At 29.3% G+C, this 11,702-nt stretch carries 12 protein-coding genes; 1 reads left to right on the plus strand and 11 read right to left on the minus strand.

Going from position 1 to position 11,702, the window contains the following annotated elements:
- Nucleotides 1–14: 14 nt before the first annotated feature.
- The 10 genes from prfA to csaB form a co-directional block, all read right to left on the minus strand.
- Nucleotides 15–1,082: a peptide chain release factor 1 gene (gene prfA, locus ACAG39_03540; protein MEZ0536308.1), complete on the minus strand. Its 1,068-nt coding sequence runs from the start codon at nucleotides 1,080–1,082 to the stop codon at nucleotides 15–17.
- 9 nt (nucleotides 1,083–1,091) lie between these two features.
- Nucleotides 1,092–1,940, minus strand: coding sequence for a peptide chain release factor N(5)-glutamine methyltransferase (gene prmC, locus ACAG39_03545; protein MEZ0536309.1), 849 nt, complete (start codon nucleotides 1,938–1,940; stop codon nucleotides 1,092–1,094).
- Nucleotides 1,934–2,878 (minus strand): DUF1385 domain-containing protein, encoded by a 945-nt coding sequence (locus ACAG39_03550; protein MEZ0536310.1) that lies wholly within the window; start codon nucleotides 2,876–2,878, stop codon nucleotides 1,934–1,936. The genes prmC and ACAG39_03550 overlap by 7 nt, the downstream gene beginning before the upstream one ends.
- A 74-nt stretch (nucleotides 2,879–2,952) precedes the next feature.
- Nucleotides 2,953–3,162, minus strand: a complete 210-nt coding sequence (rpmE, locus tag ACAG39_03555) for a 50S ribosomal protein L31 (protein ID MEZ0536311.1) — start codon at nucleotides 3,160–3,162, stop codon at nucleotides 2,953–2,955.
- 132 nt (nucleotides 3,163–3,294) lie between these two features.
- Nucleotides 3,295–4,566: an MFS transporter gene (locus ACAG39_03560; GenBank protein ID MEZ0536312.1), complete on the minus strand. Its 1,272-nt coding sequence runs from the start codon at nucleotides 4,564–4,566 to the stop codon at nucleotides 3,295–3,297.
- A gap of 18 nt (nucleotides 4,567–4,584) precedes the next feature.
- Nucleotides 4,585–6,069, minus strand: a complete 1,485-nt coding sequence (gene glpK / locus ACAG39_03565; GenBank protein ID MEZ0536313.1) for a glycerol kinase GlpK — start codon at nucleotides 6,067–6,069, stop codon at nucleotides 4,585–4,587.
- Between the two features lie 85 nt (nucleotides 6,070–6,154).
- Nucleotides 6,155–7,108 (minus strand): transketolase family protein, encoded by a 954-nt coding sequence (locus ACAG39_03570; protein ID MEZ0536314.1) that lies wholly within the window; start codon nucleotides 7,106–7,108, stop codon nucleotides 6,155–6,157.
- Nucleotides 7,108–7,956: a transketolase gene (locus ACAG39_03575; protein MEZ0536315.1), complete on the minus strand. Its 849-nt coding sequence runs from the start codon at nucleotides 7,954–7,956 to the stop codon at nucleotides 7,108–7,110. The genes ACAG39_03570 and ACAG39_03575 overlap by 1 nt, the downstream gene beginning before the upstream one ends.
- 100 nt (nucleotides 7,957–8,056) lie before the next feature.
- Complete coding sequence (locus ACAG39_03580) at nucleotides 8,057–8,911, minus strand: YitT family protein (protein ID MEZ0536316.1); 855 nt, start codon at nucleotides 8,909–8,911, stop codon at nucleotides 8,057–8,059.
- Nucleotides 8,908–10,743, minus strand: a complete 1,836-nt coding sequence (gene csaB, locus ACAG39_03585; protein ID MEZ0536317.1) for a polysaccharide pyruvyl transferase CsaB — start codon at nucleotides 10,741–10,743, stop codon at nucleotides 8,908–8,910. The genes ACAG39_03580 and csaB overlap by 4 nt, the downstream gene beginning before the upstream one ends.
- A 104-nt stretch (nucleotides 10,744–10,847) precedes the next feature.
- Between csaB and ACAG39_03590 the strand changes: the two genes are divergently transcribed.
- Nucleotides 10,848–11,009 (plus strand): DUF1540 domain-containing protein, encoded by a 162-nt coding sequence (locus tag ACAG39_03590; protein MEZ0536318.1) that lies wholly within the window; start codon nucleotides 10,848–10,850, stop codon nucleotides 11,007–11,009.
- A 2-nt stretch (nucleotides 11,010–11,011) separates the two neighbouring features.
- Here ACAG39_03590 and ACAG39_03595 read toward each other — a convergent pair whose 3' ends face one another.
- A complete protein-coding gene (locus ACAG39_03595; protein ID MEZ0536319.1) occupies nucleotides 11,012–11,698 on the minus strand; it encodes a 4Fe-4S double cluster binding domain-containing protein in 687 nt (228 codons plus the stop codon).
- Nucleotides 11,699–11,702: the final 4 nt, after the last annotated feature.

Here is an 11,702-nt window from a genome sequence, read left to right on the forward strand (position 1 = left end):
ATAAAACAATATTATTAGCTTACTTCTTTCAATTTTTCTGTTTGGTAATGTGTAATCAATCCATCAATTATCTCTTCAATATCTCCATCTAAAATAGCCTCTAACTTGTATAAAGTAAGTCCTATCCTATGATCTGTTACTCTACCTTGTGGGAAGTTATAAGTTCGTATTCTTTCTGAGCGGTCACCTGTCCCAACCTGACTTTTTCTTTCTTTTGCAATCTCACTATCCTGCATTTCTTGGTAATATTCATAAAGCTTTGCTCTTAGAATTTTCATAGCTTTATCCCTATTTGCATGTTGTGAACGTTCATCTTGGCAGGTTACTATTATACCTGTTGGTTTGTGTATTATCCTTACAGCTGATTCAGTCTTATTGACATGCTGCCCACCAGCACCACCTGCTCTAAATGTATCAATTTCTAAATCTTCATCTTTTATTTCAACATCTACATCTTCAACTTCAGGAAGAACAGCAACTGTTACTGTAGATGTATGAATTCTTCCACCAGATTCAGTAACTGGAACTCTTTGAACTCTATGAACACCACTTTCATACTTTAACCTACTATATGCACCTTTACCGTTAATAACAAAAATAACCTCTTTTAGTCCTTCTAAATCACTTTCACTTGTCGATAAAACCTCATATTTCCAACCTCGGCGTTCAGCATAACGAGTATACATTCTAAACAATTCAGCAGCAAATAATGCAGCTTCTTCTCCACCGGCACCAGCTCTAATTTCAACAATTACATTCTTTTCATCGTTAGGATCTTTTGGAAGTAATAATATCTTAAGCTCATGCTCAATTTCAACAATTCTATCTTTTGCTTCATTTAATTCAGCTATAACTAGTTCTTCAAATTCAGAATCAATTTTTGTTCTTAACAATTCTTCTGCTTCTTTAATTGTGTCATGAACCTTCTTGTATTCCCTATATTTTTCAACAATAGGAGTAAGACTACTATGTTCTTTGACTAATTTTTGCCATTCTGTATTATTAGATATTATTTCTGGATCAGAAATCTTTTTTTCAAGAATAATATATTTTTCTTCAATTGCTGATAATTTATCTATCATCAAATCACCTCATTTATCTTTTTTTGCTATTATGACTCTTTCAATATGTGATAAATCTTTAAAAATTTCAATTGAACTATATTCCTTTAATAAATATTCAGAAACCCTTTTTGCTTGATTGTATCCAATCTCAAAAATCAGATATCCGCCATCTCTTAAATAGCTATCAGCTTGATCTGATATTGCTTTATAAAACTTAATATCATCCCCGCTAGCCAAAAGAGCTATTTTAGGTTCTTTTAAAACTCTTTTGTCTAAGTTTTTATAGTCTTCCTCACTTATATATGGAGGATTGCTTATTATAATATCAAACATTATATTATTGATATTTTCAAATAAATTACTTTCTATAAAAACAATTTTTTCATATACATTATTGATTTTTGCATTATGTTTTGCTATTTCTAATGCATTTGATGAAATATCTGTTGCAAAGATATTAGCATCAGAAAACTTTGCAAGTGTAATAGCAATAGCACCACTACCTGTTCCGATATCTAAAACATTAGGTTTATTAAATTCTTTAATCTTTTCTAATGCTTTTTCGACTATTAATTCGGTATCGAAACGAGGGATTAAAACATTTTCATTAACAAAAAATTCTAACCCCATAAAATAGGCTTTATTATAACAATATTGAATAGGATACCCTTCTATATACTTATTTAACCAACTCAACAACTTTTTATATTGAATATTATCAATCTCAATTTCGTTTTTCTTTGCAATCAACGTTGCCTTATCAATATTTAACAGTTCTGATAATAACATTAATGTTATGTGCAAAGCATCTTTAACGTTATTTTTTATAAGTATACTATTAATCTGATTAATAGCATTATTAAGTTTTGTTACCATCTGTCAAGTTCACTGTCCTCTGTTATTACTTCTTTAATTGCAGCTATTGCAACCTCTATTTGTAAATCATCAGGTTCTTTTGTTGTTATTTTTTGTAATAACATACCTGGTATTGATATTAGTTTAGCAATTTTGCTTTCACTTCTTCCAGACCATTTTATAATCTCGTATGATATACCTACTACAACTGGTAATAATAAAAGTCTTAATAAAACTCTCATTAATACTCCTTGCCAACCAGCAAACGAAAAAACAATAATACTTATAATAATAACTATCAACAAAAAGCTTGTTCCACATCTTGGATGTAATGTTGAAAATTTTCTTACATTTTCGACTGTTAATTCAAGACCATTTTCATAAGCATAAATTGTTTTATGCTCTGCACCATGATATTCAAAAACTCGCTTAATATCCTTCATCTGAGATATTAATATTAAGTATATAAAAAATATAATTAACCTCACAATTCCTTCAATTAGATTTTTTATTAAAACATTATTTGAAAACTGTTCAAATAGCTTTACAGATTGAGTAGGTAGATACAAAAATAAAAATAGTCCAAAAAATAATGAAATAACTAAAGAAACATATATTGCTAAATCAGTAATTCCAAAATCTTTAAAAAACTTTTTTTCAAATAATTTATCAACCCAATCTTTCTGAGCTTCTTTTTCCTCCTCAGATAAATCTTCCATAGCTATATCAGCAGACCTCATAAGCATTTTAGTCCCCATTATTAACTGTTCGAATAATATTATTGTTCCTCTTATAAATGGTATTTTTTTTATTTTATTTTGATCTTTTAAAGAAAGAGCATTGGTTTCAATAAAAATAGTCCCATCTGCTTTTCTAACAGCCATAGAAACTTTTTCAGGCCCCTTCATCATAATTCCTTCAATTAATGCTTGCCCACCAATTGAGGTTTTCTTCTTCATTTCATTATTCCTTTCTGAATGTTTATTAAATAAAATAAAAAGGATTAGCTTTGGCTAATCCCTTTCTGCCTTAATTACTTCTGATCAAGATTATATTTCTTCATAAACTTCTCAACTCTACCTGTTGTATCAATAAATTTTTGTTTTCCAGTAAAGAAAGGATGACATTTTGAACATATTTCAACGTGTATTTCTTTCTTTGTTGAACCTGTAATAAAGGTTTCGCCACAAGCACATTTTACTACAGCATCATTATAATAATTTGGATGTATACCTTCTTTCATTGTTAACAATTCACCTCCTAAGCAAGCTTTAAATATAAAGAAAGTTAATTATTACTTTCCTACTAAAGTTTAAATATTAAAATTATCGCAACATTATTTTACACTACAAAAAGCTATAAAACAAGTATTTTTTTATACTCTATATTCTTTAACCCAAAAAGATAATATCAAAAATCCTGATATCATTGAAATTATTGAAATTATAAAAAGAATCTGAACACTAAAAACATCAATAATAAATCCAGCTATCATAGCATTAAAAGCAAAAAATGGACCCATTAAAAAATTTCTCAAACCTATATATGATGGCTGTTTTAAAGGGTCTCTACATAAATTTGCAGCTAGATTACTTTCGTTAACATTTCTTGCACTTTGTGCTATACCAAATAAAGATATCGAAATATAATATATGAAAACACTTTTCATAAAGTATGTAAGTATAATCGCAGGAATAAAAATAATAGCAGAAAAAACTAATGTAGCTTTAAAGCCCTTTTTGGTTCCAACAATCCCCCAAATCATATAACCAAATGTTTGAGATAACAACAATATTGTTGTTGCATTTGCAACCTCTTGTGTTCCTATACCAAGTTTGTCCTTAGCAAATATTGTTTGAAAGGCAAACGGCATTTTACCAAAACCAGCTATTAAAGCAACTGATAATAAATATCTTGTAAAATTTTTATCTTCTTTTAAAATCATAAACATATTTTTGAAGTATTCTTTATTATCTACCTGTTTTTTTGGCTTTTTTAATGGTGGCTCATCTAATAAGGAAACAAATGATAGTGATATCATCATAATAATAAAAGCAGTCAAAAAAAGTATAGCATAATTAAGTGGATATCCAAAGCTTTTAAGAATAATCCCCATAAGATAAGCACCTAACGTTTCAAAAATTCCTCCACAAGTTGATCGAATTCCGAAAAAGCGGCTTCTATATTTTTCAGGTACTAATTTAAGTATTAAATTAAACCATGTAATACTAGTAAATGCTGTACAGAGTCCCTGTAAACTAAATATAGTATAAAATAGAACAACAAACAACCAATTATTTTTTTCAGCAAAAAGAAAAATATCAACAGCTAGTAAAAACCATGTTAGCCTCATTAATATTGCATATTTTATTAGAGATTTTTTATATTTTTCTAAGTCTTCAAGCTTCTTTGTTACAAAAATCTGGGCTGAATTTGCTAACAACACATTAATAGTTGTTAAAAAACCAATCATTGTTTTTGAATGAACATAATGCGATATAAAGTAAATAATTACTGTCCCTGTTGATAACATTCCTGATGAAATTGCAAATATACTACCATCAGTTATTGATAAAATAGTATTTTTTTTCAGTTTTTTCATTGAGAATAAGTATGCTTGGCGTAAATTACGTTCATCATAATCCAATTTTTATCGCTCCTTTAATTAAAAAGTCCATCCTCTTGACCTTACTATTGCATTGCGCCATTTTTCAATATATTTTAATCTTATATTTTCATCAAGATTAGGGATAAATTCTTTATCTTTCTGCCAAATTTTTTTAATATCTGAAAAGTTATTAAAAATACCTACTGAAAGACCTGCCATAAAAAATACACCTAATGCAGTTGTTTCAAAAATCCTCGGTCTTATTATTGGCACCTTTAAAATATTTGATTGAAACTGCATAAGAAAGTTATTCTGACATGCTCCACCATCAACTCTTATTTCTTTTATATCAATATTGGTATCATTAATGAATGTGGATATTACATCAAAAGTTTGAAATGCAATTGATTCTAATGCAGATCTTATAATATGTTCCTTTGTTGTATCAGATGTAATTCCGATTATTGTCCCAGTCGCTTGTGAATCCCAATAAGGTGCACCTAATCCAACAAAAGCAGGTACAAAATAAACTCCTCCATTGTCTTTTAAATCATTAGCAATTGTTTCGCTTTCACTTGCTCTTTGGAGCAACTTCATATTATCTCTTAACCATTTTATTACATAACCAGCAATAAACACGCTTCCCTCAAGTGCATAAGTCGTTTTATTATCTATTCGCCATGCAATAGTTGATAATAGGCCATTTTTTGATATGTAAGGCTTTTGACCAGTATTTAATAGGGCAAAACAACCAGTTCCGTAAGTATTTTTTACCATACCTTTTTCAAAGCAGCATTGGCCAAATAAAGCACTTTGCTGATCACCTAATACAGCATATATTGGAATTTCAGCTCCAAATGTTTCTTTCTTAGTTATTCCAAACAATTCATTTGAGTCTTTTATTTTTGGTAATATTGTTTCTGGTATATTAAAATATTCTAGTAATTCCTTGTCCCATTCAATTGTTTCAATATTTAATAGCATGGTCCTGGAAGCATTAGTAACATCTGTTGCATGGACTTTTCCACCTGTAAGATTATAAATTAGCCATGAATCAACAGTGCCAAATGCAAGATTATTAATATTGTATTTATTGTTACAAACATTTTCCAATATCCATTTTATTTTTGTCGCAGAAAAATATGGATCAATAAGTAATCCAGTTTTATTATGTATTATTTCTTCCATTCCCTGTTCTTTTAGAAAGTTACAATAATCTTTTGTTCTTCGACATTGCCAAACAATGGCATTATATACTGGTTTGCCATTAGTTTTATCCCATACAATTGTTGTTTCACGTTGATTTGTTATACCGATAGCTTTCAATTCAGAAATGTTAATGTTTGCCTTATTTATAGCTTCTTTTGCTACTTCTATTTGAGTATTTAAAATCTCATAAGGATCTTGTTCAACCCATCCCTTTTCAGGATAAACTTGTTTAATCTCTTTTTGTGAAAATGAAATAATTTCACCAAATTCACTAAATACAACTGCTCTTGAACTTGATGTCCCTTGGTCTAATGAAAGTATATATTTCCCCATTTTTACACCTCATAAGAAATATATTTCTATCCTATAAAATATTCTACGTAAAATCAAGATTAAAAAATGCTGTTAACCTAAGTGGTTAACAGCACTTAAATGATTTTTTTAAATTTAATACTTCTTTTGCTTTTTCTACAATTCCATCAGCAGTTAAGTTAAAAAATGAAAGAACATCCTCTGGCTTTCCTGATCTACCAAACTCATCATTTAAACCAACCATTTTAACTAATGTTGGATATTCTTGAGATAGTACTTCAGAAACAGCAGATCCTAATCCACCTAAAATATTATGTTCTTCACATGTTACAACACAACCTGTAGCTTTTGCTGACTTTATTATCAATTCTTTATCAATAGGTTTTATAAATGGCATATCTATTAATGTTACTGAAATTCCTTCTTGTTTTAATATTTTTGTAGCTTTAATAGCTTCATGAACCATAAGACCAGTTGCAATTATGGAAATATCTTTACCTTCTTCTAATACAATACCTTTACCTAACTCCAATTTTAGGCTACTATCATAAATCTCATCAACTGCAAGTCTTCCAAGTCTTATATAAAATGGTCCATCATTTTCAATTGCAAGCCTTACACATTCTTTTGTAGATGCTGCATCAGAAGGAGATAATACTGTCATTCCAGGAATAGCTCTCATTAAAGCAAAATCTTCTAGCATTTGATGTGAAGCACCATCTTCACCAATTGAAACACCTGCATGTGAAGCACCTATTTTTACATTTAGATGTGGATATCCAATAGAATTTCTTACTTGATCATATGCGCGTCCTGCTGCAAATATTGCAAATGTGCTGGCAAATGGTATTTTCCCACAAGTTGCAAATCCTGCGGCAGTTGCCATTAAATCTTGTTCAGCAATTCCTATATTAAAAAATCTATCAGGAAACTTCTTTTTAAAAAGTTCAGTTCTTGTTGATTTTGAAAGATCAGCATCTAAAACTACTATATTATTATATTTTTCTCCATATTCAGCTAATGCTTGACCGTATGCTTCTCTAGTTGCTATTTTAGCCATTAGTTTTCGCCCTCCAATCTTTTAAGTTCATCTTCTAATTCTTTATATGCTTGTTCTGCTTGTTCATTATTTGGTGCAACTCCGTGCCAGCCAACTTGATTTTCCATGAATGAAATGCCTTTTCCTTTTACAGTTTCAGCAATGATTATTGTTGGTTTTCCTTTGGTTTCCTTAGCTTTATTTATTGCTTCTTCAATTTGATTATAGTTATGCCCATCAATTACTAATACATTCCATCCAAAAGCTTTGAATTTATCAGTAACAGGTTCAGGTGACATAACTTCTGTTACTTTTCCATCTATTTGTAAACCATTATGGTCTAAAAATGCAGTTAGATTATCCAATTTGTAATGAGCAGCAGTCATTGCAGCTTCCCATACTTGTCCTTCTTCAATTTCTCCATCACCTAAAAGAACAAAAACTCTATAGTCTTTTTTATCAAGCTTTCCTGCAAGTGCCATTCCATTTGCAATTGAAAGTCCTTGGCCTAAAGACCCTGTTGAAATTTCAACACCAGGTATTTTCTTCATATCAGGATGCCCTTGAAGTATAGAATTAACTTGTCTGAATCCTTTTAATTCTTCTTTGCTAAAGAAACCTTTTTCGGCAAGAACTGCATAAAGGACAGGAGATGCATGACCTTTTGACATAACAAATCTGTCTCTATTTTCATCTTTTGGATTCTTTGGATCTATATTCATTTCATAGAAATATAGATAGTTCAGTATTTCAACAGCAGATAGTGAACCGCCTGGATGTCCTGAACCTGCTGAAGAAGTCTGTAAAATAATATTCTTTCTAATTTCTATAGCTCGTTTTTTGAGTTCTAATTCTGTTTTTTTATCCATATATTTAAACCTCCTAACTTTAAATTGGCAAAATTATATTAATGAACTTTAATAATTATAACATATATTTGTATATTATAAAAACATATTGCTAAATCATCTATGCTTTTGAAAAACCTTCTCCCAAAACCTCTCTAACATCAGAAAGTATTACAAAAGCATTTTGATCAATTTGTTGAACCAATTGCTTAACCTTTGACACCTCATGCCTTTTTACAACACAAAATAAAATATTCTTTTCTTTCTTGGTCCACATTCCCTGTCCAAATAAACCTGTTACGCCTCTATCCAAATCATTCATAATCCTATCAGCTATAATATCTGCTTTTTCTGAAATAATTATTAATGCTTTTGCAAAGTTTACACCTTCTAAAATTGCATCAATTACTTTTGAACAAACATATAAAGTCAATGCAGCATAAAGACCAAGTTCATAATTTTTAAAAACAACAGACGCTAAAACTATAACTAATACATCTAAAAATAAAAGAACCTGTCCTAATGAAAAAAGAGAAATAAATTTATGAAGTATTTTGGCTAACATTTCTGTACCACCAGTAGTAGCTCCAAATAATAAAACAATTGCAAGCCCTACACCCATTAGTATCCCACCAAAAATTGATGCGAGTAATTTATCGTAAGTAAGTGTTGGTAAAAAGGCTGTCAAGTCTGTTATAACAGATAAAATAATTGTCCCATATATACTCTTTATACCAAAGTGAACACCTATTGTTCTTATACCAATAATAAATATTGGTATATTTAATGCAAGCATTGTCATACCAACAGGTAATTTATAGTTTGAAATATAATATAAAACAGTAGCTAAACCAGAAAGTCCACCTGCAGCAATTTTGTTAGGAACCAAAAATAGGTTTAGTGACAATGCCACAAGTAGTGAACCAAAAGTTATTGCAACGTACTCGTAAATTGTCTTAATTATCTTTTTTTTCAACTTTTCTTCCTCCAAATATTACTTCTGATTACCTTCAGTGCAAATTTAGGTAGTACTAACATTCTTTTATATCTCCAAGGTTCTTGAATAAGTCTATATAACCATTCAATCCCTAATTTTTGGTATATTAATGGGGCTCTTTTTACATTACCAGCTAAAACATCAAAGCTTCCACCAACACCCATAATTATCTTAGCATTTAATTTATCTTTGTTCTTATATATCCATAGCTCCTGTTTTTTCATCCCAAGAGCCACAAAAAGCACATCACAATTTGTTTTATTTATAATTTCAATTAAATTTTCATCATTTTCAAAATCAAAATAGCCGTTGTGCGTTCCCACAATATTAATTCCATAATTTTTGATAAGATTTTCAGCAGCTTTTGTTGCTATTCCTTCTTTTGCACCTAACAAAAATACTCTTTGATAATATTTTTTTAAAAGCGGAAGCATTTTGATTAATAAGTCAAAGCCTGCAACTCTTTCATAAAGTTTTTGGCCAAAGTATTTTGAAGCCCATATTACTCCTATTCCATCTGGAACATTTAAATCACCATTATTTAATACTTTCATAAATTGGATGTCTTTTTGAGATAGCATAATCATTTCAACATTAGGAGTAAATATTACCATTTTTTTATTATTTATTATAGTTTGTTCAATTTTTTTAAGAGCCAAATTAAAATTAACTGTATCAATTCTTACACCGAATATATATATGCTTTTATCCTTTTTTATTTCTTTAAGCAACTTTTTAAGTTTATTAAACGAAACATTTGCTTTTTGAATTTGTTGATAATTTATTCTTTTTTGGATATTTAAAATGTTATCATCTGCCAAGATTTCATTTGTCTTATTTATTAGATTTTCTACACTAAAGTCAAATATTGTTCCGATAGGTTTTTGATTATAAATGTTTAGAAAGCTATTAATTTTGGGGTCGTATGTTATGCCTATAAACTTTTTATTCAGTTTTGCTGCAAAAATTAGTGCATGAAGCCTCATTCCTATAATTAAATCAATCTTATTAAATAGTGCAAGCATATCCTCGGGTTGATATACATTTTTAATTATAAATGGTTTATTTTTCATCAGATTAACTATTTCATTAATTTTCAATATATCCCATTTTCCTTGAAAAGGTATAAAAATAACATTTATTTCCTTCGAATCAATCAAATAGTCTGCAAATTGTGCGATTTTATAATTCATGCCATCTTCAATCTTCCATTTTCTAACTATTATTCCCACAGTTTTTTTATTATTATTTATATCAATATTCTCTTTCTCAAATAAATTAAAAGTTTTACTTTCAGCTGATGGTTCAAGTAAAAAAGCAGGGTCAGCTGATAATTCTAAATCTTTATTAATTTTATTCTCTAATAATAACTTATATGAGTCATAATCACGGACAGTAATAATGTCACAAAGATTAACAATTTTCACAAATAATATCCAATTTATTCTATTCTTAATTGGTCCAATTCCTTGAGAAAAAACAAATATCTTTTTCCCAAATAACTTTGCAACTATTATTTGAAATATATAGTAGTAAAGGCTTCGATTACTTGTCTCGTTTTGAAAAAGACTTCCACCGCCAGAAATTAAAATATCACATCTTTTTATTGCTTTTAATACACTCATAATACTTTTTCTATTTACACTATGAACGTTATAATTTTTTGATGTACTTTCTGGTCGTGATGATAATACAGTGATATCTATATCATGTTCATCCATTTCTTTTATTTTATCAACCAATACTTTTAAAATAGCTTCATCGCCAGTATTTAAATTTCCATAGTATCCTGAAATAACAATGTTAATCATCTAATAATCTCACCTTAATATTTTTTTAAATGGTATATCATGCATAAAAAATTATATACTACAAAAAATATATTTGTAAAATTAATTATTATGGAGGTATAAAAATGCCTGATAAAATCAAATGTAATGTATCAGATTGCATGTATTGGGAAAATAAAAAATGCACCGCTCCATCAATTGAAGTTTCTGTTGACGGAGGCGGAAGTGTAGCTCAAGGTACTAAAGAACGAACAAATTGCTACACATATTCAGCAAGAATGAGGTAATCTTATCTTTTTACCTCACTTCCAAAAGGACAGACCCTCATGCAGATCCCGCAAACCTGTCCTCTTCCTATGAATTTAAACCTTTCTTTCATAAAATGGCTGCAAGCATGAGGGTCGAATATCTCTTCTCTCTTACAACCTAAATACCATTGATTTCCTGTTAAAGCTTGAGCTGGACAGCTTGCAACACATATATTACAATTGCCACATTGTGATGCGATTACTTCATTTTTTATATTTTCATCTGTAAAATTTGTGAGTATAGTACCAATTCTTACCCGAGGACCATAAAGTTTGTGAACAAATAAGTTATTCTTCCCAATAAACCCCATACCAGATAGTACTGCACCTATCTTATGTGATAAAACACCAGAAAAGCCATTATCTAACCCATGAATGCTTTGTGAAGAAGCAATACTTAAGGCAAAAAAACCATTCTTTTCTAAAAATAATACAGCTTTTAATGTGAGTAAATCTATTAAATTATTAACTGCTTTGTAATGATGGTAATAAGTAAAAGTTGGAGAATCTTCAATTTGATTTATTACTCCATCAGATAATTTTATAACAATTGATATAGCTGTTTTAAATGTTTGTAAATCTTGCGGTAGGTATTCAGTAATATTAGATACCCCTACATCAGAAGCTCCTTCAGAAATAAGCATTGATTTTATATCATCTATTATCATATTA

This window comes from Caldicellulosiruptoraceae bacterium PP1 (assembly GCA_041320695.1).
Lineage (GTDB): Bacteria > Bacillota > Thermoanaerobacteria > Caldicellulosiruptorales > Caldicellulosiruptoraceae > JBGGOQ01.